The 25,984-nt window shown below is 44.8% G+C and carries 29 protein-coding genes and 1 pseudogene; 7 read left to right on the top strand and 23 right to left on the bottom strand.

Annotation, left to right across the window (positions count from 1 at the left end):
- The first annotated feature begins 2 nt into the window (after positions 1-2).
- The 3 genes from moaB to N5P32_RS07435 all read left to right on the top strand — a co-directional run bounded on the left by moaB (position 3) and on the right by N5P32_RS07435 (position 2,257).
- The gene (gene moaB / locus N5P32_RS07425; RefSeq protein ID WP_265728465.1) at positions 3-542 is read left to right on the top strand and encodes a molybdenum cofactor biosynthesis protein B; all 540 of its coding nucleotides are present in this window, start codon (positions 3-5) and stop codon (positions 540-542) included.
- A gap of 5 nt (positions 543-547) precedes the next feature.
- Positions 548-1,741, top strand: a complete 1,194-nt coding sequence (locus N5P32_RS07430; RefSeq protein ID WP_265728466.1) for a molybdopterin molybdotransferase MoeA — start codon at positions 548-550, stop codon at positions 1,739-1,741.
- Between the two features lie 90 nt (positions 1,742-1,831).
- Positions 1,832-2,257, top strand: a complete 426-nt coding sequence (locus N5P32_RS07435; protein WP_265728467.1) for a HepT-like ribonuclease domain-containing protein — start codon at positions 1,832-1,834, stop codon at positions 2,255-2,257.
- 20 nt (positions 2,258-2,277) lie between these two features.
- Here N5P32_RS07435 and N5P32_RS07440 read toward each other — a convergent pair whose 3' ends face one another.
- Complete coding sequence (locus N5P32_RS07440; protein ID WP_265728468.1) at positions 2,278-3,198, bottom strand: LysR family transcriptional regulator; 921 nt, start codon at positions 3,196-3,198, stop codon at positions 2,278-2,280.
- 149 nt (positions 3,199-3,347) lie between these two features.
- Positions 3,348-4,259 (bottom strand): phosphoserine phosphatase SerB, encoded by a 912-nt coding sequence (serB, locus tag N5P32_RS07445; RefSeq protein ID WP_265728469.1) that lies wholly within the window; start codon positions 4,257-4,259, stop codon positions 3,348-3,350.
- Between the two features lie 145 nt (positions 4,260-4,404).
- On the opposite strand from serB, the gene N5P32_RS07450 reads away from it, so the two are divergent.
- The gene (locus N5P32_RS07450; protein ID WP_265728470.1) at positions 4,405-5,184 is read left to right on the top strand and encodes a YtjB family periplasmic protein; all 780 of its coding nucleotides are present in this window, start codon (positions 4,405-4,407) and stop codon (positions 5,182-5,184) included.
- Positions 5,185-5,230: 46 nt separating this feature from the next.
- The gene (locus N5P32_RS07455; protein WP_265728471.1) at positions 5,231-5,845 is read left to right on the top strand and encodes a hypothetical protein; all 615 of its coding nucleotides are present in this window, start codon (positions 5,231-5,233) and stop codon (positions 5,843-5,845) included.
- A 109-nt stretch (positions 5,846-5,954) separates the two neighbouring features.
- Here N5P32_RS07455 and rpoS read toward each other — a convergent pair.
- The 15 genes and pseudogenes from rpoS to N5P32_RS07530 form a co-directional block, all read right to left on the bottom strand.
- A pseudogene (rpoS, locus tag N5P32_RS07460) lies at positions 5,955-6,955 on the bottom strand (RNA polymerase sigma factor RpoS).
- Positions 6,956-6,986: 31 nt separating this feature from the next.
- On the bottom strand, positions 6,987-7,253 hold the full coding sequence (locus tag N5P32_RS07465; protein WP_265728472.1) for a murein hydrolase activator EnvC family protein: 267 nt from the start codon (positions 7,251-7,253) through the stop codon (positions 6,987-6,989).
- Between the two features lie 23 nt (positions 7,254-7,276).
- The gene (locus N5P32_RS07470) at positions 7,277-7,726 is read right to left on the bottom strand and encodes a LysM peptidoglycan-binding domain-containing protein (protein ID WP_265728473.1); all 450 of its coding nucleotides are present in this window, start codon (positions 7,724-7,726) and stop codon (positions 7,277-7,279) included.
- A gap of 130 nt (positions 7,727-7,856) precedes the next feature.
- Entirely contained in the window at positions 7,857-8,786 is a 930-nt protein-coding gene (locus N5P32_RS07475; protein WP_265728474.1) for a DUF368 domain-containing protein, read from the bottom strand.
- Positions 8,779-9,444 carry a protein-L-isoaspartate(D-aspartate) O-methyltransferase gene (locus N5P32_RS07480; protein ID WP_265728475.1) on the bottom strand — a complete coding sequence of 222 codons (666 nt, stop codon included), beginning with the start codon at positions 9,442-9,444 and terminating at the stop codon, positions 8,779-8,781. Before N5P32_RS07480 ends, N5P32_RS07475 begins: the two co-directional genes overlap by 8 nt.
- Entirely contained in the window at positions 9,441-10,187 is a 747-nt protein-coding gene (gene surE / locus N5P32_RS07485; RefSeq protein WP_265728476.1) for a 5'/3'-nucleotidase SurE, read from the bottom strand. Before surE ends, N5P32_RS07480 begins: the two co-directional genes overlap by 4 nt.
- Positions 10,165-11,259 (bottom strand): tRNA pseudouridine(13) synthase TruD, encoded by a 1,095-nt coding sequence (gene truD / locus N5P32_RS07490; protein ID WP_265728477.1) that lies wholly within the window; start codon positions 11,257-11,259, stop codon positions 10,165-10,167. The genes surE and truD overlap by 23 nt, the downstream gene beginning before the upstream one ends.
- The gene (gene ispF, locus N5P32_RS07495) at positions 11,256-11,777 is read right to left on the bottom strand and encodes a 2-C-methyl-D-erythritol 2,4-cyclodiphosphate synthase (protein ID WP_265728478.1); all 522 of its coding nucleotides are present in this window, start codon (positions 11,775-11,777) and stop codon (positions 11,256-11,258) included. The genes truD and ispF overlap by 4 nt, the downstream gene beginning before the upstream one ends.
- Before the next feature lie 16 nt (positions 11,778-11,793).
- On the bottom strand, positions 11,794-12,543 hold the full coding sequence (ispD, locus tag N5P32_RS07500; RefSeq protein ID WP_265728479.1) for a 2-C-methyl-D-erythritol 4-phosphate cytidylyltransferase: 750 nt from the start codon (positions 12,541-12,543) through the stop codon (positions 11,794-11,796).
- On the bottom strand, positions 12,540-12,818 hold the full coding sequence (locus tag N5P32_RS07505; RefSeq protein WP_265728480.1) for a septum formation initiator family protein: 279 nt from the start codon (positions 12,816-12,818) through the stop codon (positions 12,540-12,542). The genes ispD and N5P32_RS07505 overlap by 4 nt, the downstream gene beginning before the upstream one ends.
- Before the next feature lie 134 nt (positions 12,819-12,952).
- Complete coding sequence (gene eno, locus N5P32_RS07510; RefSeq protein WP_265728481.1) at positions 12,953-14,248, bottom strand: phosphopyruvate hydratase; 1,296 nt, start codon at positions 14,246-14,248, stop codon at positions 12,953-12,955.
- A 51-nt stretch (positions 14,249-14,299) separates the two neighbouring features.
- Positions 14,300-15,934 carry a CTP synthase gene (locus N5P32_RS07515; RefSeq protein WP_265728482.1) on the bottom strand — a complete coding sequence of 545 codons (1,635 nt, stop codon included), beginning with the start codon at positions 15,932-15,934 and terminating at the stop codon, positions 14,300-14,302.
- Positions 15,935-16,111: 177 nt separating this feature from the next.
- The gene (locus tag N5P32_RS07520; RefSeq protein WP_265728483.1) at positions 16,112-16,402 is read right to left on the bottom strand and encodes a 2Fe-2S iron-sulfur cluster-binding protein; all 291 of its coding nucleotides are present in this window, start codon (positions 16,400-16,402) and stop codon (positions 16,112-16,114) included.
- Positions 16,363-17,067: a ferredoxin reductase gene (locus tag N5P32_RS07525; RefSeq protein WP_265728484.1), complete on the bottom strand. Its 705-nt coding sequence runs from the start codon at positions 17,065-17,067 to the stop codon at positions 16,363-16,365. Before N5P32_RS07525 ends, N5P32_RS07520 begins: the two co-directional genes overlap by 40 nt.
- Before the next feature lie 25 nt (positions 17,068-17,092).
- Positions 17,093-18,184 (bottom strand): aromatic ring-hydroxylating dioxygenase subunit alpha, encoded by a 1,092-nt coding sequence (locus N5P32_RS07530; protein WP_265728485.1) that lies wholly within the window; start codon positions 18,182-18,184, stop codon positions 17,093-17,095.
- Between the two features lie 251 nt (positions 18,185-18,435).
- Between N5P32_RS07530 and N5P32_RS07535 the strand changes: the two genes are divergently transcribed.
- Complete coding sequence (locus N5P32_RS07535; RefSeq protein ID WP_265728486.1) at positions 18,436-19,161, top strand: GntR family transcriptional regulator; 726 nt, start codon at positions 18,436-18,438, stop codon at positions 19,159-19,161.
- Here N5P32_RS07535 and N5P32_RS07540 read toward each other — a convergent pair.
- On the bottom strand, positions 19,158-19,454 hold the full coding sequence (locus N5P32_RS07540) for a DUF6482 family protein (protein ID WP_265728487.1): 297 nt from the start codon (positions 19,452-19,454) through the stop codon (positions 19,158-19,160). The genes N5P32_RS07535 and N5P32_RS07540 overlap by 4 nt on opposite strands.
- 138 nt (positions 19,455-19,592) lie before the next feature.
- Here N5P32_RS07540 and N5P32_RS07545 point away from each other — a divergent pair, with 138 nt between their 5' ends.
- A complete protein-coding gene (locus N5P32_RS07545) occupies positions 19,593-20,258 on the top strand; it encodes a nucleoside/nucleotide kinase family protein (protein WP_265728488.1) in 666 nt (221 codons plus the stop codon).
- 13 nt (positions 20,259-20,271) lie between these two features.
- Here the strand turns inward: N5P32_RS07545 and N5P32_RS07550 are convergent, their stop codons facing one another.
- From N5P32_RS07550 to accA, 5 genes are all read right to left on the bottom strand, one after another.
- The gene (locus N5P32_RS07550; protein ID WP_265728489.1) at positions 20,272-22,317 is read right to left on the bottom strand and encodes an FUSC family protein; all 2,046 of its coding nucleotides are present in this window, start codon (positions 22,315-22,317) and stop codon (positions 20,272-20,274) included.
- Between the two features lie 13 nt (positions 22,318-22,330).
- The gene (locus tag N5P32_RS07555) at positions 22,331-23,188 is read right to left on the bottom strand and encodes an efflux RND transporter periplasmic adaptor subunit (protein ID WP_265728490.1); all 858 of its coding nucleotides are present in this window, start codon (positions 23,186-23,188) and stop codon (positions 22,331-22,333) included.
- A gap of 4 nt (positions 23,189-23,192) precedes the next feature.
- Entirely contained in the window at positions 23,193-23,399 is a 207-nt protein-coding gene (locus tag N5P32_RS07560) for a DUF1656 domain-containing protein (RefSeq protein ID WP_265728491.1), read from the bottom strand.
- 150 nt (positions 23,400-23,549) lie between these two features.
- Entirely contained in the window at positions 23,550-24,869 is a 1,320-nt protein-coding gene (gene tilS, locus N5P32_RS07565) for a tRNA lysidine(34) synthetase TilS (RefSeq protein WP_265728492.1), read from the bottom strand.
- Between the two features lie 80 nt (positions 24,870-24,949).
- Complete coding sequence (accA, locus tag N5P32_RS07570; RefSeq protein ID WP_265728493.1) at positions 24,950-25,897, bottom strand: acetyl-CoA carboxylase carboxyl transferase subunit alpha; 948 nt, start codon at positions 25,895-25,897, stop codon at positions 24,950-24,952.
- Positions 25,898-25,984: the final 87 nt, after the last annotated feature.

The raw sequence follows: 25,984 nt of genomic DNA on the forward strand, positions 1-25,984 counted from the left end.
CCATGGCTAAAACACCCACCCCTTTTCGTCCACTCAACATCAGCGTCCTGACTGTTTCAGACACTCGCACTCTAGCCGAAGACACTTCTGGCGATGCGCTGATCGAACTATTAACCCAAGCTGGGCATACCTTAACAGAAAGGCGCTTAGTGAAAGACGATGTGTATCAAATGCGAGCGGTGGTCTCTCATTGGATTGCAAGTGAAGAAACCCACGTTGTGTTAATCACAGGGGGAACCGGTTTTTATTCTCGAGACAGCACACCGGAAGCCATGACACCACTGTTCGATAAAACCATTGAAGGCTTTGGTGAACTCTTTAGACAAATCTCTTACACCGAAATAGGCACTTCAACCATCCAATCACGTGCGATTGCTGGCCTAGCAAACCAAACCCTTATTTTTTGTTTACCGGGTTCCACCGGCGCCTGTAAAACCGCATGGAATGGCATTTTGGCAGAACAGTTGAATGCGTCTCACACACCCTGCAATTTTGTCAGCATGTTGATTGGTCCGTATATCACTCCTCAGCAAGAGAGCTAAACCTCATGTCCACCCTGCTTGCCTTTGACAGCGCTTTGAAGGAAATCGAACGAAGCGCCAATCGTCGTGTGACACGCCACACTATTTCACTACCAGACGCTGTTGGTCACATTTTGGCGGAAGACATTCATGCCCCGATGAACGTTCCACCACACCACAACAGTGCGATGGACGGTTATGCCTTTGCTTATGCGGATTGGCAAGCCGGCAAAGCCTTTACGGTCAGCCAACGCATTGCGGCAGGACAGCCTCCACAGCCATTACTGACAGGTACCTGCGCTCGTATTTTTACCGGTGCAAACATGCCCGATGGCGCTGACACAGTGGTAATGCAGGAAGAGGTAGAACAAGTCGGTGAACAGGTTGTCTTTAAATGCGCCCCAACCTTAGGTGATAACGTCCGTCCAAGCGGACAAGATATGCACCAAGGTCAGGCTGTCATGTTCGCTGGCGACACATTCACGCCCATGCACATTGGTCTTTTATCGAGTCTTGGCTTGACTGAAGTTTGTGTTTACTTGCCATTGCGAGTTGGACTTCTGACAACCGGTGATGAACTGATTCCTGCCGGACAACCGCTGAAAGTCGGACAAATTTATAACTCGAACGGCCCAATGTTAAGCGCACTTGTCGCTCAATCTGGCCATCAAGTCAGCCGATGCATTCACGCATTAGACACCCCAGAAGCAACAGAAGCAGCACTCAAAGATCTAATCGCTTGCTCAGATGTTATCTTATCGTCTGGCGGCGTCTCAGTAGGTGAAAAAGATCATGTAAAGGGTGTTCTAGAAAAAATGGGATCTGTGCACTTGTGGAAAATTGCCATAAAGCCCGGAAAACCATTAGTCCACGCCACGCTGGATGGGGTACCTTTTCTAGGCTTGCCCGGTAATCCAAGTTCCACTTTAGTGACTTACCATTGGTTTGCTCGTTTATTACTCTCCGTTTGTGCAGGAAAGAAAGTCAATAGACCAGCATCTTATCTTGTCGATGCGGGATTTAATCGCCATAAAGTAATCCAGCGTGATGAATTTATCCGCGTTTCAATCGGCGACGATGGATTGGCCTACGCTCACTCTCAACAAAGCTCTGGCGCCTTATTAGCCGCCTGTGAAAGCCAAGGCTATTTGCACATCAAAGCCAATACCCAAGTGGAATACGGTTGCTCATATGCTTTTTATCCCTTCTCTGCCTTCTAACTTTTCCCTTTTTAAATATCTCACCTAAACTAAGAAGTAGCGAACGACATAACCAGTACGCTACTTTTTGATCACAAAGGCGAAAACACAATGAGAGACTCAGAATGGGAAAACTCCCTATATGACCATCAACACGCGATGATAAAGCGCCTTGATACCTTTAGGAAAAGACCGGCAGCAACAGAATACTCCAAAGACGAAATCATGGTAATCGAGCACTCTTTTCAGCTGTTGGTGGCTTCTATGTTGGATTTAGCTCGATACGTTTTAGAACATCATTACAAAACAGAAGTCCCGTCACGCAAAGAAGTACTCAATGCGCTGGTTGCAAATAAAGACGTTACTTACGAACAGGCGGAGCAAATACGAGCACTTATTATCTTAAGAGATAAAATACTGCACGACTACCTAGACGAAAACTTTGGCTACCTAGAAGAGGCCATGACCTTAAGACGATATGGGCTAGTCGAAATACTAACGAAAGAATGGATTACCCGCTTATCAAGCCTTGCTTGATAAGCGCAAATCTAAAAGCACTATACGGTTGCTTCAAGAAAGGCTTGTCTTAATAAGCCTCGAAACCAAACATGGGCTGCGTCGCGTTGAAAGCGTTCATGCCACATCATAGAATAATCAAACTCACGTGTCGTAAATGGCAATTCATACAGCTCCATCCCAGTGACCGTTTCTATCATGTCTTCTGCAAATAACCTTGGAACCGTTAATAACAAGTCACTGTCCATAACCACTCTCGCGGCAGGCACAAAGTTCGGCAGATGCACAGCGACATGTCGTTTATAGCCCATCTTGTCTAGTTCTCGGTCCACCGCAAAGTATTCTCGGCGTCCCAAAACGACTTGAATATGACTGGCTTTTAAGTAGCCATCTAATGTCAGCTCTTGCACGATATTAGGGTGGTTTTTTCGAGCCAAACACACCAAACGATCGCTTTTTAAGCGCATCGCTCGAATACTTGAAGGCGGTTCTTTCGACAAAACTGCCACGGCAATATCGATGTTCGTTTGGTCAAGCTCTGACACACTATCTTCGTTCCAAGACTTGACGTCTAATATTGCGTTCGGGGCTTGTTGACGAAACAAGTCCAGAATTTTAGGCAGCACAGTAAGGGTACCAAAATCGGTAGTGGACAAAACAAAACGACGTTTACTGGTTATGGGATCAAATTCACTGGGCTGAATCAGATGCTCGAGCCCTTTCAACATGTCAGCTAACAACGGTGCTAAATTTTCTGTTTTTGACGTGGCGGAAAGCCCATGGGAAGTACGAATAAACAAAGGGTCATCAAACATGTCTCGTAAACGGGACAATGAACGACTCACAGCGGGCTGAGAAACATTTAATCGTGTAGCGGCTTTTGTGACATTTAGTTCTTCGATCAAAACTTGCAACACGTACAGCAAATTCAAATCCACATCAGACAATTTTACTTCTGACAAAACCACACCTCATTAAGCTCGTTATCATTATAACTCAGAATCATAACAAGCTTTTAAACAGGTCAATAGCCTTCTTTACGAAATGCCCAATAAATCAGCAAAAAACCATTGACCCATAAACCACATTGCAAGCCAAACAAAGGTATTAACTAAGCAACTAACTGTCTAATTTCAGACGAGGTCATGCCCAGCAAATACAATATGCCATCCAGACCATGATTATTCATCGGACACGGCGCTTTTTCTCTTACTAATGGCTTAGCATGTAAGGCGACACCAAGCGCAGCATGATTTAGCATCAATAAATCATTGGCGCCATCACCACAGGCAATGGTTTGTTCCCAAGGCACGCTTTGAGTGTTAACGATATTCGTCAATAAGTGTTTTTTACGCTCGCCATCCACAATCTCACCAAGGTGTTTACCGGTAAGGGCGTTGTCTTGGATTTCTAGAACATTGGCATGAACTTCAGACATACCGTAATCGGCTTTTACACGGTCAGCGAAATACGTAAAACCGCCGGACAGTATTGCAGTATGCCAACCATAATGATGCAAAACGGTCATCAAAGTTGAAATACCGTCCATAGGCTGAATACGCTGGTAGACACTGTCCATAACGTCGCTACTCAAGCCCTTCAATAAGGCCAAACGCTGAACAAAGCTTTCAACAAAATCTATCTCGCCACGCATTGCGCTTGCCGTTACCGCAGAGATTTGCTCGCCTATACCAGCTTCAACCGCCAACTCGTCCATGACTTCCGCTTTGATCAAGGTGGAGTCCATATCAAACACCGCCACCCCAGGTGCGCGAATATCAATCCTACTTGACTGATAAATATGATCGATGCCCGTTTGATTGGCTAAAATTAACAGTTCAGCACGCAACTCAGCACTATCTACCCGGTGCTCAGTTAACAGAAACTCTGCAACGGACGTTTTTTCTCCGTCGTTTGTTAGCATACGAAGCGACCCTTCTAGGCCACGTTTTTCTAACCAGGCGGTGAATTGATTTAGATATTCCGAACTAAAAGAACCGATGAGAGTGATACTGGCAGACATAAACGCTCCTAATTCAATAAGACGCCTACTATAGCAAATCGTTTTCTTTTCGCTAAGCACCTGTTCTACTTTAAAGAATTCAGAAAACGGCCGTTATGATGTGTATACTTTACCCATTGTTCTACGAGTTACCCAAAGGAAGTGAATGGACACCCAATCAAAAACCAATGCGATTCGTGCTTTTATACGCAAAAAACTCAGCGCATCTGTCGTCACCATTGCCACCTTTATTTCATTAATGGTTCTTACCGTCTGTATTTTTTGGTATGCGATGACCCATGCGCTGGGTAACTATTTATCGCAACAAACCGAAGTATTAGGCAGCAGCCTGGCAACACAGGCGGCGTTTAATGCGACGCAGTCTATTTTAACTAACGATCTACTCAGTCTAAATGTTTTATTAAATCGTTTAGTGGTTGATGACAACATACTGAGCGCGCGAGTTTATAACAAAAAAGATGAACTGCTTGCCGAAGCCGACAGTGGAAATTCAGGGGCGTCTTCCGAACAAGACTTTCGTCCAAATGAAAAACGCAGAGTGTATAGCTCCAGTATCAAATTTCGGGATGAGATTGTTGGACATGTTCTAATCACTCTGGACAAAACACCAGCACAAGCAACACTCCAACATTTAAACAATCTTTTAATTGGCGTCGCCATTTTCACTTGCACCATTTCTTTGCTGCTTATCTTATTGGTCACAAAATGGCTTTATGCGCCAATCAATGAAGCAAAATCCGCCTTAATTGCTTACAGCAAAAGAAAAAAGCATATGCCTCTTTCTGTCTCCTTTTTACAAAGAAGCAAGAGATCTCATCAACGCGGTCGAGACCATTCAAACGATAGAACCACCACAAACCTTAACCGAGACAGAGGTAGACACCAAAGACGATCACCCAGAAGTCGTTGCCAAACCTCAATTTGAGATCAATTTCGACGCCATCTTTGAAGAATCAAGACAGCGCAGCTGCGTGCTGTATTTTGATATTTTGAACTTAGAAGAATGGCGCGAAGAAATGACACCGCTGCAAGTCGCTAACTTACTTACTCCCATATACAGAGCGATGTTTCAAGCCAGCGAAGTGTATCTTGGGCAAGTTCACCAATACAAAAATGACTCAGCCATTGTTTTATTTAGCGCTCAACATTGTGAAGATAATCTCTATATTAATGCTGCCAGCACAGCACAACTCTTTCTGGGCTTAATTGATAAGCTCTTTGAGAATGAACTTTATGCCAATATCCCTAAACTCAATGTCCACTTGGGGCTACATCAAGGCAATCAACACATCACCAATATGGTGAACGAGAACCTCTTTGAACCAGAAAAAATACCAGACCTACTGCACCACATCTTTCAATTGAGTCAATCTGAAAGTAGAAACAAACTGGTCATCAGCGACGATATTTTCACCTTATCGCAGATTCAAAACCGAGTATTCACAGGTCTGCCTGAGATTATCGAGGATGATGGAAACGAAATTTTAGCGTACGAAGTAAAAGGGCTGTCTGATAAATACAAACAACAGATCCAGCAGTACATTAAGCACATCGCGGATCCAGAACAACAAAAAGACATACCCTAAACGAGAAAATACCGTATCTAGAGACAAGAAAACCCGCACAAAGCGGGCCTTCTTACCGATGCAAACAAGTACAAGTGTGCAGACAATCTGCTCTTTACAGATAATCAGCCTAATCCTCCATACGAATAACATCGTCCAAGGCAAGCCCTTCTTTATCCATAATCATGCGCAATTTGCGCAATGCTTCCACTTGAATTTGGCGAACACGCTCACGCGTTAAACCGATTTCAGCACCAACGTGCTCTAATGTACTTGCCTCATGGCCACGTAGACCAAAACGACGAGTAATCACTTCACATTGCTTCTCGCTTAACTCATTAAGCCACAGCTCAATACTGTGAAGTACGTCGCCATCTTGACGATCAGCCTCTGGACCTTGATGCAGCGTATCCGCCAGTATCTCAACCAAACTCTTATCGTTATTATCGCCACCAAACGTGGCATCAATGGAGCTGACCTTTTCATTTAAACCGAGCATTTTCTGCACGTCTTCAACGGGACAGTCCAACATGTCAGCAATTTCTTCTGCGCTGGGCTCATGATCCAACTTTTGCGTTAACTCACGAGCCGCTCGTAGGTATACATTCAGCTCTTTCACAACGTGGATTGGCAAACGTATGGTTCTCGTTTGGTTCATTATCGCACGTTCAATAGTTTGTCTTATCCACCAAGTGGCGTAGGTAGAAAAGCGAAAGCCGCGCTCAGGATCAAATTTTTCAACCGCTCGAATTAATCCAAGGTTGCCTTCTTCAATCAAATCCAATAAAGACAAACCTCGATTTAGATAACGTCGTGAAATTTTCACCACTAAACGTAAATTGCTTTCTATCATGCGCTTGCGGGCTTTTTCGTCACCTTTAAGAGATAGGCGAGCGAAGTACACTTCTTCCTCTGCTGTCAGCAGGGGAGAAAACCGATCTCACTCAAATACAACTGCGTAACATCTAGGTTACGACTCGAATCAGCGTCCGCATATCGAGCATTAACTGCCGATTCAAATTCTTCATCAACAAGGTCTTCATTTTCAGCGAAGTCATCCACTGCCTCAAAATCAAAATCCCCTGTATCCGATACCTTAACTGCTTCTTTATCCATATTTGCCAACTTCATGCCCCCTCCTTAAAACGGTAATTCGCTTAATTTATTTGGGTAAAACATCTAGCGGATCGATCGGCTGACCATCTCGACGCACTTCAAAGTGAAGAAGCGGTCTGTCGTCTCCCTTACCTCCAATGACAGCAAGAGAGTCACCAGCACGAACATTTTGCTTTTCTTTTACTAGAATCCTTTCGTTGTAGGCGTAGGCACTAAGATACACATCGTTGTGTTTAACAATTACAAGATTTCCGTATCCAATGAGACCGCTGCCTGCATACACGACCGTTCCATCAGCGGCCGCTTTTACCAATGCTCCTTGTCCAGCTTTAATATCTATACCTTTACTACTAACGCCAGCATTTGAAAACCCCTTTTGACTTCTCCATCAACAGGCCAATGCCATTCACTCGACATTTTTTCGTCCTTTACGTCACTCTTAGGTAACACTGACGTGGTTTTTTTCACTGTCGGGGCAACTGTTTTTGTCGTGGTCGCTTTGGTATTTTTCACAATTAAAGGCGTAGAAGGCGAACTATTTTCAGCCACATTAGACGTCGCTTTTACCACATTATTCAGACGAATCTTTTGCTTCGGATAAATAATATAAGGCGCATCAATGCGATTTGACTTGGCCAGTTCGCGGTAATCTAAACCGTAGCGAAAAGCAATAGAAAACAAGGTTTCACCACTTTGAACACGATGAATTCCAGAGGCCGGTATAGACGAAACACTGGCATTATTAGACGCATAAGTGCGGTTACTTTTGGCCGAATAATGCAACAATTCATAAGAACATCCTGACAAAAAAAGACAGCAAAAAGCCGACCAAGCCAACCACCGAGTCGATAAAAAAATTGTCTGTCTAATCACTGCACTGCCAAAAATAACGCGTCACCTTAATGAACGATTTAGATTAATTATTATCAACTGCATTTTTTTGTAAAAATATGTAAGAAATGAGAATTACACTCAAAAACCCCATAAAAATAAACATAACAGGGATCAATAGATCCGCCGTCAAACTAAAATCGAGTAATTTCCATGGTAAAACCAAGTGTTCTTGTACTGGATACCTCTTATCACCGATCACACTCCATTGATCCGTTACTTTCCAAGGCCAAACTTTTACTAAAGCGCCTAGCATAACACCCGTCAGAAATGACAGAGTCATGGCTCTCACATGATTAAGCAAATAACGCAGAATTTTAGAAAAACTCAGCAAGCCAATTAATGCACCGGCCGCAAATACCATAATAATGTCAACATCTAGGCTCTTCACCGCGGACAGTATAAAGCCATACATCCCCATCATCAGCAGCAAAAAACTGCCTGATATGCCAGGCAAAATCATGGCACAAATGGCCACCATACCAGATACAAAAACCATAATAAGCGAAGTGTCTAGTTGTGTTGGAACTAGCAAAGACAAACTGGCACCCAGCAAAATACCAAGACTAAGAACACTAAAGTGCTGCCAAGAAAAACCACATATTTGTCTAATCAGAAAATAGGCAGACGCCAAAATTAGCCCAAAGAAAAAACTCCATAAATAACTCGGATAAACAGCCAAAAGATGCGTAATCAATCCGGCGATCAAAAAAATACTGGTTAAAATCCCGGCCCCTAACGGCAACAAAAATGCACCATCAAAATGCCCCCAAAGCGCTTTAATATCGCCTTTTAACAGCATGGTTAAACTGCTTTTATTGACACCACTCAAGGCATTTATCAGTCGATCATAAACCCCCAATATAAAGGCAATGGTCCCGCCAGAAACACCAGGAACGACATCCGCCGCCCCCATTAGTACACCACTCAAATACAGTTTCAGCCATTTAGGCATATTCCATTCCTTCCAATAAAGGCACAAAGTGCGCGGACTCTGTTTCTAAACATTTCCAACGATCCCCTTCTTTTCTCCAGCATCCAATTTGCGGGTTAGGATGATCAATTGGCATAATTAAAATACCTTGCTGCTTCAAACAATGAGTCAGCGCCAGCGGGATTTTACTCGCCATTGCGGTAATAATCACCGCATCCATTTCAACTTGGTTAGGCCAACCGGCCTGACCGTCACCAAACAGATACTCCACATTATTCACCCCCATTGATGACAAACGACGCTTAGCTTGATGATAAAGGGGCTCCTGACGCTCAACCGTGTGAACCTTGTTGTAAAAATGCGCCAAAATTCGAGTCTGATACCCTGATCCCGTCCCGATTTCTAACACTCGACCAAGCCGAGAATAGCTCAGCAGCCACTCCGTCATTCTTGCAACAGTCAAAGGCTGACTAATGGTTTGATTACGACCGATAGGAAGTGGGGTAGCAGAATAAGCCAAGTGAGAAAACGCAGGTTCCACAAACTCATGACGGGGGATGGTGCCCATTAAAGCCAATAATTCTTCGTGCGCAATGCCATGACCTCTAAGTTGATCAATCATTTTAGAGGCTTTGGGCTCAGTGTGTGACACCAACCAATTGAGATCTCTCAGGCTCATAACGTAATAGTATCAGTCCATGTTTCAAGGGGAGACTTTGCTTCATAACAGGTCATATCTGTATGGATGGGAGTGATAGAAACATAACCATGTTCAACAGCATGAAAGTCGGTTCCCTTTGACATGTCATGCGGCTCTGACAAGGCGCCAATCCAAAAACTTGGTAAACCTCTTGGGTGTTGAGCTGAAACCGGTGCTTGAGCTTTGTGACGGTATCCTAAGCGCGTTACTTTGATTCCCTTTAGCTCAGAATAAGGAATATCAGGCACATTGATATTCAACAATATTCCAATGGGCAAAGTCAGCGTGTGTGCGTCTTTTAAAAGTTGCATGATGACATTGGCCGCGGTCTCAAAATGCACACTACCAACTAGCGAAACCGCTAAGGCTGGACGCCCTAAATGTCGCGCCTCCATCGCGGCGGCAACAGTACCAGAATAAATCACATCATCGCCCAAATTGGCACCGTGATTAATTCCAGACACCACCACATCAACGTCACCATCAATCACACCAGACAATGCAAGGTTGACGCAATCCGTCGGCGTGCCATCGACACGATACTGGCTTTCCTTCACCTTGATAGGCTGCAAAGGTCGTGACAAGGTCAACGAGTTGCTCGCACCACTGCGATTACGGTCAGGGGCGACAACCAATACGTCATAATATTGCTCTAACTGCTGCGCCAGTGTTTGAATTCCAACCGCATCAATACCGTCATCATTCGCGATCAATATTCTCATGGAACTTCTCAGCCGACTTATCCGTAAAATCAATCATTTCGCGCAATATACTGGTCGCAAAACACCCTTTTGTTAAAGAAAATTCAACAATCAGCTGTGTATTCCCTTCGCTATCATTAAGCAATTCCCACGCCATATTCATAGGAACAAGTCGCGCTAAGCGACTGTCTCTCGAAAGGTCAAATGCAATCAAAGCATCCACCAAATCGGTACTGTCAGACAAGGACGCTTTCATCACCTGCTCGCGCTGAGCCCCCGTCCCCGCTTCCCAGCCTTCGCTGATCATAGGTAAAACGGGGCTAATACCACCACGCAGGACGCTCAAGTGCATTAAAGCGCCCACTTCCTTCACCCGAAACTGCTCATCTTTATGCTGAAACTGCGCGATATCACCATCGCATAAGCGCATCCACATACCATTTTCCACTTGATCACTTAACGCTTCGTTGAAACACCAAGAACGAATGGCCGACAACCAAAAAGATTCCGTTTTAGTCAATTTGCGGCGACTTTGCCGCCCTTTTAAAACAAAGTCTTTGCCATGATGCAAATTATTACCGTTTATACCGAAACGCTGTGGTCCATAATAATTAGGCACACCGGCTTGTTTTATGAGGTTTAAACGACCTTCTAAATCATCAAGATCCCCTTGAATATCGCGAAGACGAATCACAAAACGATTGGCTAAATGCGTCCCAGTTCGAAGCTTTTTGGAATGACGTAGCTGCGCAATCACTCGCACACTTTCTGGCTCTCGGAATGCCTCCTGAATCGTAGATAAATCCGGTTCTTGATTCAAAACATGCAAACAAAACCACTGGCGCGTACAAGCATGGCGGTCTTTAACACCACTGTAAGTCACTTTATTCGGAGCAATACCAGCAATCTGGGCCAAGCGCTTCGCCAAAAAATCCGTGTTTACCCCTTCCTTCTCAACAAAAACAAAGCAAAACTCGCCCTTACCATCAGGTTCAAAACCCAACTGCTCTTCCACATAAAAATCCTGAGCGTAAGTTTTCAGGTTTCCTGTCACTGCTGGCTTAGACCAAGCGTATCGCCATTCGGTATTCATACATTACCTTTATCAAGTGAAGCTTGCTGTAATTGGGCCTGTTTAAAAATAAGGGCAACCGCTTCGACTGCGATACCTTCTTTGCGCCCAGTGAAACCAAGCTTCTCCGTGGTCGTCGCTTTTACATTGACCGCGCTAATATCGATCGTTAAATCTTCAGCAATATTGGCTCGCATCGTATCAATGTAAGGACGCATTTTTGGCGCTTCGGCAATAATGGTGACATCCACATTTCCCACACTAAAACCAAGCGCCTGAATTTCTTGATACGCTCGCTTCAACAAAGTGCGGCTATCCGCACCCTCGAACGCGGCATCCGTATCCGGAAAGTGTTTCCCTATATCCCCAAGCGCAGCCGCACCCAACAAAGCATCAGTCAAGGCATGCAAAGCCACATCACCATCGGAATGTGCAACCAAACCATGTGAATACGGGATAGAGACTCCGCCTAAAACCACATGATTACCTTCACCAAACTTATGAACATCAAAACCATGGCCAATACGAAACGGCATCATGATAAATACTCCTGTGCTATGAAACGCACTCATTATTTAAATTAAACGACGATGGACTCAGGACGCCCGATGAGGAAAGAAAAGAAAAAAGCGCTTCGGCGATCAGCAAATCTTCGGGCAACGTAATCTTAATATTACTGCTTTCACCGATAACAAGATCCGGATGCCAACCCACAAACTCCATAGCGGAACATTCATCCGTCACTGTAATGCCTTGCATTTGTGCTGTTTGCAACGCCGTCAGTAGAGCCTGTGCAGGGAACTTTTGTGGCGTCTGAGCCAGCCAAATCGTGCTCCGATCAAGTGTGATATCCACGGCATTTTGCTCTGCCACTTGACGCTTCACTGTCTCTTTTACAGGCATGGCTAAAATGGCTCCCTGATCAGAACGGTGATCTATTATTCGCTTTAACGCCGCTGGACTTAACAACGGCCGAGCCGCATCGTGCACCAACACATCTTGCTGAGTGACACCGAAACCACTTAATAAATACTCTAGCCCCTTCTGAACGGTATCACAGCGTTCTTTTCCACCAGTAAAACGATGGACTCTATCATGCTGATACCACTTAGAATCTGGCCAATACGCATCGTGTTCACCCACGCCCACTAATACACCCGCAACGGAAACATGTGAAATAAAAATGTCGATGGTACGGTCTAAAATAGTTTGTCCAGCAAGTGATAAATACTGCTTTGGACAATGAGATTGCATGCGCTGACCTACGCCAGCCGCGGGAATGATAACCCACAATGAGGATGTCATTTTTTATTCACCATACGATAAAACACTTCACCGTCTTTTATGTACTGAAGTTCACTGCGGACATGTTCTTCCACCGCTTCTTCACCAAGGCGTAAGTCATGAACTTGCGCCCTCAGTGCTTGATTACGATGTTTTAAACGCAAATTGATACGCTCTTGATAAGCAATCTGTTTTGCTAACTCCTCCTGTCTTTTCACACCCTGTTCACCAAAATACAAATGGTAAGATTGATAGCCAATGGCGCAAACAAAAAAGACAATAAACAGACGAGCCATAACACCCTCAGAACGCTAAAAAAATATTCCCACCACCATAAAATTAAAGGCAAAGGAATTAAAGCAAAAAATAAAAAAAGGGAGAACTTGGTTCTCCCTTTTTAGATCAAGGCGCTTTTTAAATCAAAACAATATTACGCCTGACCTTTGATCTCAGAACGACCTTTGTAAGGTGCTTTACCACCTAATTGCTCTTCAATACGTAGCAATTGGTTGTACTTAGCAACACGGTCAGAACGACATAGAGAGCCAGTTTTGATCTGGCCAGCCGCTGTACCCACAGCAAGATCAGCAATCGTCGCATCTTCCGTTTCACCAGAACGATGAGAAATAACCGCTGTGTAACCGGCCGCTTTTGCCATCTTGATGGCTTCTAGTGTCTCTGTCAAAGAACCAATTTGGTTAAATTTGATTAAGATAGAGTTAGCAATGCCTTCGTCGATGCCGCGTTTCAAAATTTTCGTATTGGTTACGAAAAGATCGTCACCCACTAACTGAATTTTGTCGCCAAGAATCTTAGTTTGGTAAGCAAAACCTTCCCAATCAGACTCATTCAAGCCATCTTCAATCGAAACGATTGGGTACTGATCGCAAAGTTCAGCAAGGTAATCAGAGAAACCTTCTGAAGTGAAGACTTTGCCTTCGCCTTTCAGGTTGTAGTTACCCTCTTCGTAGAATTCAGACGCTGCACAGTCCATTGCCAAAGTAATGTCTTTGCCTAGCTCATAGCCAGCCGCCGCAACAGCTTCTTTAATAACCGCGAGCGCTTCAGCGTTAGAAGCAAGGTTTGGCGCGAAACCACCTTCATCACCCACCGCAGTGTTCAGTCCACGATCGCTCAGAACCTTCTTCAACGCATGAAAAATTTCTGCACCGTAACGCAACGCTTCGCGGAAGTTTGGCGCGCCAACAGGCTGAATCATAAACTCTTGGATATCAACGTTGTTGTCAGCGTGCTCACCACCATTGATGATGTTCATCATAGGCACAGGCATTGAATAAACACCTGGCGTGCCGTTTACATCCGCAATGTGAGCGTACAGTGGCACTTTCTTAGAAATCGCTGCTGCTTTCGCTGCCGCCAAAGAAACCGCCAAAATAGCGTTCGCACCAAAAGTAGATTTGTTTTCAGTGCCATCAAGATCGATCATAATGTGATCTAATTCAGCTTGCGCAAGAGCATCTTTGCCGATCAGTGCATCACGGATAGGACCGTTAACCGCCGCAACGGCTTTCAAAACACCTTTGCCTAAATAGCGACTTTTGTCGCCATCGCGCAATTCCAAAGCTTCACGAGAACCGGTAGAGGCACCAGAAGGTGCGCACGCTGAACCTACAGAACCATCCGCCAAAATAACATCGGCTTCAACGGTAGGGTTACCACGAGAATCTAGAACTTCTCTGGCTTTGATATCAACGATTTGACTCATAACAAACCTCTTAAAATAAATGAAAAATCACAAACTGCCTGTTTGCTCTACTTATTTTTCTTTTCCTGCATATTTCAATGCCGCATGTACAAAGGCACTGAACAGGCCGTGTCCATATCTTGGAGTAGAAGTGAATTCTGGGTGGAACTGACAAGCAACAAACCAAGGGTGATCGGCAATTTCTACCATCTCAACCAAGGAGTTGTCTTCTGAACGACCCGATATCGTCAGACCTGCTTTCTCCAACGCTTCAACATAAAAGTTGTTCACTTCATAACGATGACGATGACGCTCTTTGATTACCGCTTCGCCGTAGGCTTCGAAAGCTTTAGTGCCTTCCGTAAGATTACAGTTCTGCGCGCCAAGACGCATTGTGCCACCAAGATCGGATTCCTCTGACCGGATTTCTTTGGAACCCTCTGCATTAGTCCATTCAGTAATCAGACCAACAACTGGGTTCTCTGCTTTTAAATTAAACTCGGTACTGTGCGCACCGGCTAAATTTGCCACATTACGAGCAAATTCGATTACCGCTACTTGCATGCCCAAACAAATACCTAAGTAAGGCACTTTGTTTTCACGAGCATACTGAGCCGTTAAAATTTTTCCTTCCACACCACGCTCACCAAAGCCACCAGGAACAAGAATCGCGTCCATTCCTTTCAGCACTTCAGTGCCTTTTTCTTCAATACTTTCAGAGTCGATATAATGAAGCTTTACTTTTGTGCGTGCATGAATGCCTGCGTGATCCATCGCTTCGATCAAAGACTTGTAAGCATCCAATAGCTCCATGTATTTACCAACCATGGCGATATTGATTTGCTTCTCAGGGTTCAATTTCGCCTGAGTCACTTTATTCCAAATCTCAAGATCTGGCATATTACAATCTAAATTGAAGTGCTCGACAATTAAGCTGTCCAAGCCTTGATCGTTCAACATCTGAGGGATGCGATAAATGGTATCGGCATCTGGAAGAGAAATAACCGCACGTTCTTCAACACTGGTGAACAACGCAATTTTCTTACGCTCTGGCGCTTCAATCGTCACCTCAGAACGGCATACTAGAATGTCTGGCTGAATACCAATAGAACGGAGCTCTTTCACAGAATGCTGAGTCGGCTTAGTTTTGGTTTCACCCGCCGTGCGAATGTAAGGAACCAGAGTCAAATGCATAAACAAGGCACGACGAGAGCCTAGTTCGACTTTCAGCTGACGAACGGCTTCTAAGAAAGGTTGAGATTCGATATCACCAACCGTACCACCGATTTCTACCAAGGCAACATCCGCGCCTTCAGCACCAGAAATAACACGGCGTTTGATTTCGTCTGTGATGTGAGGGATAACCTGAACCGTTCCACCAAGGTATTCACCACGACGCTCTTTTTTAAGAACATGTTGATAAACACGACCACTGGTGAAGTTGTTGCGTTTGCCCATTTTAGTGGAAATAAAACGCTCGTAATGACCAAGATCTAGATCGGTTTCAGCGCCGTCTTCTGTAACGTACACTTCACCGTGCTGGAAAGGACTCATGGTGCCCGGATCCACGTTGATGTATGGATCTAGCTTTAGCATGGTGACTTTTAGACCACGAGATTCAAGGATAGCGGCCAAGGATGCTGCTGCCAAACCTTTACCAAGAGATGAAACTACACCGCCTGTAACGAAAATATATCGTGTCGCCATGAGTGTTTAACCCGCCTTACAAATATGAAAAAATGAGATTTGAAAGCACATGACAATGTACCTTCAGGACGGGGGGAAATAATAGCATCGCAAGGACTTTCACTCAATGTAAAACACAGTTGTTTTGCAATGAGTGAAAGATTCGGAAAAGAGCAAGATCCACCGAAAAAGACGAAACTACAAATCCAGCTCCAAAATCGCCGATTTGGAGCGAGAACAACACGGCATCACAAACTTGCCTTGGGCGTGCTCTTTGTCTGTCAAAAAGACGTCACGATGATCAGGAACCCCTGATATGACGCCTGTTTGACAGGTACCGCACACACCCGACTCACAAGACACGGCAAGAAACACACCATTGTCCTCTAAGACTTCGAATATACTTTGATCAGAGCCAACCTCAAAAACCTCACCGGTACTGTGGATTTTCACTTTAAAAGCAGAGTTTTCAATGGCAGCAACCGCCAAATCTGGCGCCGCAAAAACTCCCTGTGCACTCGCTCTTCAGGCCAACCCAACATCTTAGCTTGCATCAAAATATCATTAATGAAATTTGCTGGTCCACACACGTATAATTCAGAATCATTCGAATGGCAGGACAACACATGAACCACATCCATTCGCCCAGCCCCTGTCACTTGGCTAAAGTGAAAATGCATTTTATCGGCAAAAGATGCCTTCTCTAATGCGGACGAGAAAGCGGCCGTTTCTGGGGATTTAGCGCAATAGTGAAATTCAAAAGACCTTTCTGTCTTTTGCAACGTTTGCGCCATGGGCAGTAAAGGCGTAACGCCGATGCCGCCAGCAATCAAGACACTATGACGATCTCCCCGCATCAAAGGAAAATGGTTTTTAGGCTCGCTTATTGTCAACGAATCTCCGACAGACAATCGGTGTACCTCGGCAGATCCGCCTCTTGATTGCGGATCTTTCAAAACGGCAATTTCATAATATTGCGACTCTGCTTGCAAACGACACAATGAATATTGGCGAATCAAGCCACTGGGTAAATGAAGGTCAATATGCGCACCTGCGTCAAAATCAGGTAACGCGGAGCCATCTTCAGAACCCAATACAATTCGAACCACACCCAGCGCTTCGGTGACGACATTTCTAACCACTACAGGAATCATCAGGCACTCCTAACGTATTATTTATTTAAAATGAAACCGTTTGCAGCGGTGCGTCGGTCTGAATAGTTGATGACTTGACCTGCTCTTTCGCAATAATCCTGTCGATCACTCGTCGGGATTGCACACCACCCGCATCAATGTCTAATTTCAATAAATTATAGTCAGGAAACGCCAATAAATTTTCCTGCTGGCGTTCCAGCACCTCTAAATCTTCAGCAAAGATCTTACCTTGCCCATCACGAATCGTATCGGTTAATGCTTGATCTTCTGGTTTGAAATTACGCGCCATTCCCCAAAAATACCAAATCGACGTTTCCGTTTCCGGTGTAATAAAGTCCACTACCGTACTGCTGGCTTTTTTGTCTGCTGGAGCGTCAAATCCTCCATGCCCAGCATGGGCCACACCCACGTCGATCATCACATGAGAAGGCGGAGAGAATCGGCAAATCTGCCAACGATCCACCAGCACATCATCGGCTAAGCCATTACCGCGCAAAGCCGCTTGCCAAAATGGCGGCGCCATGATGTTTTCCATAAAACGACTGGTAATGACTTTATCGCCTTCTACCTGAGTAGACACAGGGGATTCATCAATTTCTTTTTGGCCTATGCTGCTGGCATGCACATAAGTTTCATGAGTCAAATCCATCAGATTATCAACCATCAAACGATAATCGCAGTTGATGTGATACAAACCGCCGCCATAAGCCCACTCTGGATTCACTGCCCACTCTAAATGTGGAATCAGACTCTTATCGGCTTGCGCTTGATCGCCGGGCCATACCCAAATAAAGCCATAGCGTTCTTCTACCGCATAGGATTTCATGCAAGGAAACCCCTTCACACGTTGCAATGGCATTTCTTTGGTTTTGCCGTCTGCCCCCATTTTTAAACCATGGTATCCGCACACAAGCAACCCGTCTTCCACATAACCCAAAGACAAAGCAGCCCCTCGATGTGGACAAAAATCCAATACCGCGGCAATCTCATTTTCATGGGAACGGTAAAAGGCAATGCTCTCACCACAGATTTTACGACCAAGAGGTTTGCTGCCCGCAACCTCGTCAGACATCGCAGCGACATACCACGTATTTTTTGGGAAGGTTGGTTGACTCATTAGAATTCTCCTACTTTTATTTTTATTTATTGGATCCAATATAGACAAAATAATTCCTAAAACAATATATTTATGCATTAATTGGATCCAATAAAGACAGAATGAATAACCACAAAAACGCTAACTGTTTGAAAAATAAAATATTCCCCATTGGATCCAATGCATACTTTTTCAGCGGGGTTTACGTTATGATCTTTTTCACGCACAAAGTAGAGGCAAAACCATGATCACCTTCCAATGGACACGATCCAATGAGTAAACCGGGACAACAAGTAATCAGCCGGCTAAGGCAAATGATTTTGTCGGGGGAATTGGCTTCTGGACAGCGACTCGCAGAAATCCCCACGGCAGAACAATTAGGTGTTTCACGCACTCCGGTACGAATTGCTTTTCGCACATTGGAACAAGAAGGACTGCTGACCAAATTGACAGGTCGAGGCTACATCGTACGCCAAGTGACACAGGCAGAAATAAGTGGCTCCATTGAGGTACGCGGTGTTCTGGAAGGATTAGCGGCAAGACAAGCCGCTGAAAATACATTATCGGCAGAACAAACCGATGAGTTACTACGGCTGCTAAAACAAGGCGACAGCCTGTTTGAAAAAGGCCACATTAATGAGCAAGACCTCGCAATTTACCACGACATGAATCAGCGATTTCATCAGATTATTATAGAAGCCAGTTTAAACTCAGCGATTGCGGAGGCGCTAAGTCGCAACGAACATCTGCCCTTTGCTTCGGTGAGTGCCTTAGCGTTCGACCAAAACAACCTAGCCAAAGAATATCGACGCTTTAATTTTGCACACATGCAACATCATGCGGTGTTTGACGCCATTCAAAATGGGCAAGGCAGCCGAGCAGAAGCCATCATGCGAGAACATGCCAATGCCACCCACGGCTACGCTAAAACATTTTCTCAAATGGAAGAAAGTGGCGAAAAAATACACATTTTAAACAATGTCAGTTCCAGCACTTAAGACAGATCGGTATTGCCAAGTGGCACCTCTAAAACATTGCTTGTGCCAATCGGCTGTCCAACCATTTCGTCATACGCACTTTGATGACAAAGCACCATAGCACCAACTGTTTTACCCTTAAACAAGGCCTGTAGTGCCAACTTATTATGGCTGGTCAAAAAGCGCCCATTGTCCGTTTCGATGTAATCTTCTTTTCCATCGATAATCACAGACAGCTGGTACAAATTAGACTCCAAAGAGTGCAAATTCACTTTATCAAAATGTGTGATTTTTTTAAGCTCGTTGACTAGCATGATGCGATCCTTATGAGTGTTTCTTTAGATACGCAGCCGTTCCCCACTCAGTTCACATAAAATAGCGAATCCTCCTCGACCGTTCGTGCTAAAGTGCAAAAACACCTAAAAACAATAGGAACAACTAAGGCCTTTACTATGCTCAGCAGCTACAGAGAATCGGCGGATGTCAAAGCCGCCATCGATAACATTCAAACACGAATGAACGCTTCACACCGCACCTTAATCGGTCTAACCGGCGGCCCAGGCTCTGGTAAAAGCACACTGGCAAATTATTTAGCCGAGCATTTTTCGCAGCAAGAAAGCGCGTCCTTGATTTGCCTTTCTATGGACGGTTTCCACCTTTCTAAAGCTCAACTTAATGCTCTACCAAACGCTGCAGACGCCTTTGCAAGACGCGGAGCGCCCTGGACATTTGATAGCGAAGCCTTTGTAAAGCGTGTCAAACAGATACAGCAAAGCTATCAACACAGCGATATTTTATGGCCGAGCTTTGATCATACTGTTGGCGACCCCATCGAAGACGACCTAATCATCAAACAAGACACCAAAGTGGTCTTAATTGAAGGCTTGTACTTACTTCATCAGCAAGATGGCTGGCAAGCGTCAAAAGCCCTATTTGATGAGCATTGGTTTTTAGATGTTCCTGTTGACGATGCGATCGAACGTTTAGCAAAACGTCATATGCAAGCATGGGGCTTCAGCCATGAACAAGCGATGGAAAGGATCCAGCAAAGTGATGGATTGAATGCTGAGTTGGTCGCCAGCTACAAAAATCAAGCAAATTGGTTATTAAGAGTCTAGGTTCTAGGCTCTGTTATTTTTTCTGTTCAGCAATGGCTTGCGCACTTCGTTCAAACGTTAAATTAATACGCATAAACATCCCTTGAATCGTTTCCACTTGATTCGACTCACCAACCAACCCCACAAGCTCATCATACAAAGCACGGCTTGCTGACTCAAAACCTGCATCAACTTGCCCTTTGCTTGCCAATAAAAAAGCATTCGCCAACGCCGTCTGCCAATGCTGTAAAGAGGGCAACGATTTACCAGCCAGATTCTCACAAATCGAACGCAGTCGGATAGACACATGCCCTAAATTTAAAGCGGTCAGCGCTAAATCCGTGACCACTCGCGTCTTAGAAGCTTGATCGTAGTTTGTTAAACGCAACAACCTGTCCGCCATACGTCGGTTATACCAAGCCGCTGGGCTGGAATGCTGACTAATTTCCAGTAAATCTTGATGTGTAGTTTTAAAAATTCGATGCACCAGCAGTTGAACACTTGGACCAGTAATAAGATGAAAAAACCAAAATAAAATACTCACACCAGCAACGATAGCCAAAGCAGAACTTAACGTATAATCAATCGAAAATGCGCGACTCATGTCCCTACTAGGACTCACCAAAATGGAAAAAGGAATACAAAAACCCAAACCATATGGCAACGTTTGCCGATCCGCCAAAAGCAGCAAACCGATAAAGTAAGGCGCGACCAAAACCAACAATAAAATCTCCAATTGCCCAGAACTTTGCGACAGCAAATTAAGCGCATAAAACACCGCCACAAGTACGGCAAAGACCACGCCAATTAATAATCTTTTTAAAACCACCCTAAGAATCATTAAGGGCAATCGGGCCAACATGATGGAGAAGATGACCGGCAATATCATGATCATCAACGCAGCCGTAGAACCCGTACTGACCCAAATACATGCTCCGATCAGAAATACTGCCGCCGTACGAACGCCAATAATCATGCCTGCCAACGGATCACGGTAGCTCAATATACTTGGCGCATTGAGCAACGTGCTATCACGTTCCTCCAATGCCCGATAAGCCCGCAACAACACCGTCAATTCTGAAGCGATTTCAGCAGCCACGTTCACCATATGCGATTCAAAAGGCATATCAGCAGCCTGCGCTGCCTTATACTCAGCCAGGTCACTGCGCAACACCTTCACTTGCTCTTGGCAATAAGCCAAATCATTGGACTCTGCGATACCATCAAATGCCAGCCTTAATCGATCGAGAAGCTCAGTTAAAGCTGGCGTCATTAGCTCTGCATGCCGACGCTGTAAACGTCCAAATATTTGTACCAACGCCAGTAAAGACAGCACTTTCTGCGCCAATTGATTGGCTGCTTTGGTTCGGCCTGGACCTTTTGGTCCTTCGTAACTTACTGCGCTGGAATCTTCACTAACCATCCCCAATGTCGCCATGATCTGATCAATTTGCTTATGACGAGCTTCATGCGTACCTGATTTGTCCAATTCGGTCGCTAAATACTGAAGAGTTTGATTGATAACGGAACGCGCTTGTCGCTGCAAACTGTCTTTCACTTTGACTGACCAGAAGGCATGACTTACCACAGCGGCGCAAATCGAACCAATAACGATTTCACTGACACGGGCTTGCGCAATACTGAATACCGCCTGACTGTCTGCGGTTGATGGACTGGCCATCACCATTAACACCACGATCTCAGAAGTGACCGCTGCCATGGCGAACGCATAAATAAAATTCGCCTGACGCACCATCGCCGACAACGCTGCATTCAAGCCCAGCCAGAGCGCTAAAATACCCAAAGCCACATAAGGGTATGCAACGAACTGGGTCAATAGAACAATCCCAAATATGCCACCAACAACGGTGCCAATAATTTGGCAAAGGGCTTTTTCGACTACCAATCCGCTTTCCGGTCGCATTTGCAAAAAAACCGCCGACACCAATGCCCAATATGGTCGATCAAGATTTAAGGAAAGCGCAATCGTTAACGCCATTGCCATCGCAATCACGCCTTTTAAGGCAAAAATAATCGCCTGTTTTTCTGGTAAAAACAGATTACGGAACACAATCCCCACAACCGTCTCCCTATTATTGAGTAAGGTGAATCGTGGCGGTCATGCCAGCACTCAGTTGCACATCATCGCGTATTGGGTCTAACTTGATATCGACCGGAATACGTTGCGATAAACGCACCCAATTAAATGTTTGCTGAATTTGTGGTAAGAGCTGACCATCACTTTGAGTATTGGAGTTTGCAATGGCTTTACCAACGCTCACGACTCGTCCAGATAACGGTTTACCACCACTGAGCAATGTCACCTTCGCTTGCTGACCGAGGCGCACAAGCGGAATTTTGGTTTCCTCAAAGTACCCCGTCACATAAAACGAACCCGATTGAACAATGGCAAAAACAGAAGCGCCTTGCCCTACATAATTTCCCTGACGCAGATTTAAATTAATAATATGACCCGATACCGGCGCAAAAACGTGTGTACGATCCAAATTAAGCTGCGCGGCCGCTTGCTGCGCGACCGCTAAATCGTAATTGGCTTTCGCTATTTCGGTGCTGATTCGCGATTCTTCTAAGTCTTCATCGCTGATGGCTTTTTGACTGAGCAAAGCCGTACGTCGTTCATACTTATGTTTTGCCAACTGCCACGAATACAAGGCATTCTCTGTGTTCGCCTTACTTTGATTGAGCGCCGCCTGGTAACGTTGTTGGTCGACACTAAACAGTAGATCGCCTTTTTTAACAGGCTGATCATTAGCTATGTTTAATGTCGTAACCCAACCAGACACATCCGGTGCAACCGTTACAATGTCTGCACGGATTCGGCCGTCTCTTGTCCAAGGTGAATGCATGTAATCATTCCATACCCACCTTCCAGCCCATATCGCCGCCAAGACAACCAATACGGTCACCGTTATACGTAGAGATTTCGCCATTGATTTATCGTCCACTCAGTAAAAAAACAGTTAATGCCAGATAACAAACAAACAAAGACACTTCAAACCAGGCCACTTTCCAAATTCGATCATGCCAATCCAAACGATGAAGCACATAACGAGTCAAAGCAGACAAAGCGAAAGCTATCGGAAAATAAACAACCAAAGGGCTAAATTCCAGCCCACTAAAAACCACGGTTTGCAGCATCATGAACATCCGATTGAAAAGAATGAAAGGCTTCGAGCCCCCAATTAGAGCAGCTCAAAAGAACTGACAGGATTAAGCGTAGAATTATATCGAGAGAAAACCCAAAAAATATGCAGCTAACAGCCAAATAAAAACACAATATGACGACAAGAGTTAATCATGCTCAACCATAGGAAATGGTAAGCGAGGGTTTCTTTTCCAGCGAACAGTCAAATGCACATAATCAGGATGACGCCACAGATCCCCAACAGCCACAAGCCTGTCACCATGGTATAAGTACGGAAGGTGATCTCGCCACCAGCTTGGAATAGAATGATCGTTAAGCCATTTTTTCAGCTTACGTGTGTTGCCACTTGGCATCCTTAAACTCTCGCCATTAGGACGCGCTTTCAAAACACAATCATCACTTCCAATCACGCAAACTTCATCAAATGGTCGCAATAGTGGCACACCTGAGAGTAGCGGTGACACTGTCACCTCTTCTTCTTCTGGCAACAAATACACGACATTTTGATGACGCATAAGACGGCCAAATGGAAAAATGAACGCTGGCTGCTTGTCCTCATGACTAAAAAACATCGCATCCACATTGTCTAATTGTGCTTGTGGCAACGAAACGCCTTTGCCAAGTAGAAAATATCGCCACCAAAATAGGCGCTCATCCGTTGATTTGCTTATGAGATACGATAAATCTAAACCGCCGAACGCATTACACCATGCCACTAATTGCTGCTCAGCAAATTGGGAAAGCATGGCATAGTCGGTAGCAATTCGCTGTGAACTGGAAACAATACTTTGTTCCATTTTGGGAAAACGTTCTTGCAGAATGGGAATAACCCGTTGGCGAAGAAAGTTTCGAGTAAAGCGCTCATCCAAATTCGATTCGTCCTGAATCCACACCAACTGATGACGTTGAGCGTAGTCTTCAATCGCGTTTTTTGGTACGGACAATAATGGTCGAATTATACGAGTGTTGCTAACACCAAGCCGTCTTTCAATAGGAATACCAGACAAGCCTTTTCCACCTGTTCCACGTAACAAACGAAACAACACGGTTTCCATCTGGTCACCGGCGTGATGTGCCAACAACACCACATCGTCCTCACCAACCACGTTTTGAAAAGCCTGATAACGCGCATTACGAGCCGCATCTTCTATAGATGCTTGAGCTTCTAATGTCACACGTTTTGCAACATATGTAACCTCTAATGCCATGCAAACAGACTCACAATGAAGCAACCAATCATCCGCATTAGCGCTGAGGCCGTGATGAACATGAAGCGCTGCCAATTTCAGCTTCTGCTGGTCTGAAGCTTGATCTACCAGAGCATGGAGCAACACATGCGAGTCCACACCACCACTAAAACCAACCCACACCTTGCTTGCGGCAGAAAATACAGCATCAAGCCACTCAGGATTAAATCTCAGTGGTGAGAGAAAAGTAGGGCATGTAGGCACGGAAAGCTTCACCATAAAGTCTGCAACGAAAAAATCTCAAACCAAACAAACAAAAAAGCCCCCTAAATAAGGAGGCTCTTTTTAGAAACGAAAACTTATAGACCGTAAGACATCAATCGATTGTAACGACGCGCCAAAAGCTCTTCAGTCGTCAATGCTTCCATTCGATCCAAGGCCGCTAGCACGTTTTGCTTCAAACTGTGTGCAATTTGCTCATGAGAGATATGCGCACCACCAAGAGGTTCTTGAATAATCGTGTCAACGAAACCCAACTCCTGTAAACGTTGAGCTGTGATTCCCATTGCTTTAGCGGCATCTGACGCACGGTCAGCGCTTTTCCAAAGAATAGACGCACAACCTTCAGGAGAGATAACAGAGTATGTGCCGTATTGCAGCATCATTAACTCGTCACACACACCAATCGCCAGCGCACCACCCGAACCACCTTCACCAATCACGGTAGAAATGATAGGCGTTTTAAGGCGAGACATGACAGCCAAGTTAAAAGCAATCGCTTCACTTTGACCACGCTCTTCCGCGCCGATACCAGGGTATGCCCCAGGTGTGTCAATAAGAGTGACGATCGGCATTTGAAAACGTTCAGCCGTCTCCATTAAACGCAACGCTTTACGATAACCTTCTGGACGAGGCATGCCAAAGTTGCGAAGTACTTTTTCTTTTACTTCACGGCCTTTCTGATGGCCAATAACCATCACTGGACGACCGTCTAAACGAGCAATACCACCAACAATGGCACGATCATCGGCATAGTGACGATCACCGTGCATTTCTTCAAAATCGGTAAAAGCGTGCTTAATATAATCAAGAGTATATGGGCGCTTTGGGTGACGCGCTAATTGAGATACTTCCCATGCCCCTAAATTACTAAATAGGCTCTTGGTTAACGCTACTTTTTTGTCTTCTAAGCGACTAATTTCATCGCTGATGTTGAGTTCATTATCGTTTCCGACTAAACGCAACTCTTCAATTTTTTGTTCGAGCTCAGCAATCGGCTGCTCAAAAGGGAGATAATTTAAATTCATGTTTAATTACACTACTGTTTGGTTGCCATCAAATTCAAAGACAAAAAGGAAAAATCCTTTGTCCTATAGCTCTATTAGCGTGTCGCG

This window comes from Marinomonas pontica, from assembly GCF_026191375.1.
Lineage (GTDB): Bacteria > Pseudomonadota > Gammaproteobacteria > Pseudomonadales > Marinomonadaceae > Marinomonas > Marinomonas pontica.

Bases quoted from the DNA above. Each gene is read 5' to 3' on its own strand.
- serB (WP_265728469.1), bottom strand. From the start codon at position 4,259: ATGTCTGCCAGTATCACTCTCATCGGTTCTTTTAGTTCGGAATATCTA.
- N5P32_RS07530 (WP_265728485.1), bottom strand. From the start codon at position 18,184: ATGAGTCAACCAACCTTCCCAAAAAATACGTGGTATGTCGCTGCGATG.
- N5P32_RS07430 (WP_265728466.1), top strand. From the start codon at position 548: ATGTCCACCCTGCTTGCCTTTGACAGCGCTTTGAAGGAAATCGAACGA.
- ispF (WP_265728478.1), bottom strand. From the start codon at position 11,777: ATGATGCCGTTTCGTATTGGCCATGGTTTTGATGTTCATAAGTTTGGT.
- N5P32_RS07515 (WP_265728482.1), bottom strand. From the start codon at position 15,934: ATGGCGACACGATATATTTTCGTTACAGGCGGTGTAGTTTCATCTCTT.
- N5P32_RS07555 (WP_265728490.1), bottom strand. From the start codon at position 23,188: ATGGCGAAATCTCTACGTATAACGGTGACCGTATTGGTTGTCTTGGCG.
- N5P32_RS07450 (WP_265728470.1), top strand. From the start codon at position 4,405: ATGGACACCCAATCAAAAACCAATGCGATTCGTGCTTTTATACGCAAA.
- truD (WP_265728477.1), bottom strand. From the start codon at position 11,259: ATGAATACCGAATGGCGATACGCTTGGTCTAAGCCAGCAGTGACAGGA.
- N5P32_RS07540 (WP_265728487.1), bottom strand. From the start codon at position 19,454: ATGCTAGTCAACGAGCTTAAAAAAATCACACATTTTGATAAAGTGAAT.
- N5P32_RS07535 (WP_265728486.1), top strand. From the start codon at position 18,436: ATGAGTAAACCGGGACAACAAGTAATCAGCCGGCTAAGGCAAATGATT.
- N5P32_RS07475 (WP_265728474.1), bottom strand. From the start codon at position 8,786: ATGCCTAAATGGCTGAAACTGTATTTGAGTGGTGTACTAATGGGGGCG.
- N5P32_RS07480 (WP_265728475.1), bottom strand. From the start codon at position 9,444: ATGAGCCTGAGAGATCTCAATTGGTTGGTGTCACACACTGAGCCCAAA.
- N5P32_RS07435 (WP_265728467.1), top strand. From the start codon at position 1,832: ATGAGAGACTCAGAATGGGAAAACTCCCTATATGACCATCAACACGCG.
- accA (WP_265728493.1), bottom strand. From the start codon at position 25,897: ATGAATTTAAATTATCTCCCTTTTGAGCAGCCGATTGCTGAGCTCGAA.
- N5P32_RS07525 (WP_265728484.1), bottom strand. From the start codon at position 17,067: ATGATTCCTGTAGTGGTTAGAAATGTCGTCACCGAAGCGCTGGGTGTG.
- surE (WP_265728476.1), bottom strand. From the start codon at position 10,187: ATGAGAATATTGATCGCGAATGATGACGGTATTGATGCGGTTGGAATT.
- ispD (WP_265728479.1), bottom strand. From the start codon at position 12,543: ATGACATCCTCATTGTGGGTTATCATTCCCGCGGCTGGCGTAGGTCAG.
- eno (WP_265728481.1), bottom strand. From the start codon at position 14,248: ATGAGTCAAATCGTTGATATCAAAGCCAGAGAAGTTCTAGATTCTCGT.
- N5P32_RS07505 (WP_265728480.1), bottom strand. From the start codon at position 12,818: ATGGCTCGTCTGTTTATTGTCTTTTTTGTTTGCGCCATTGGCTATCAA.
- tilS (WP_265728492.1), bottom strand. From the start codon at position 24,869: ATGGTGAAGCTTTCCGTGCCTACATGCCCTACTTTTCTCTCACCACTG.
- N5P32_RS07545 (WP_265728488.1), top strand. From the start codon at position 19,593: ATGCTCAGCAGCTACAGAGAATCGGCGGATGTCAAAGCCGCCATCGAT.
- moaB (WP_265728465.1), top strand. From the start codon at position 3: ATGGCTAAAACACCCACCCCTTTTCGTCCACTCAACATCAGCGTCCTG.
- N5P32_RS07560 (WP_265728491.1), bottom strand. From the start codon at position 23,399: ATGATGCTGCAAACCGTGGTTTTTAGTGGGCTGGAATTTAGCCCTTTG.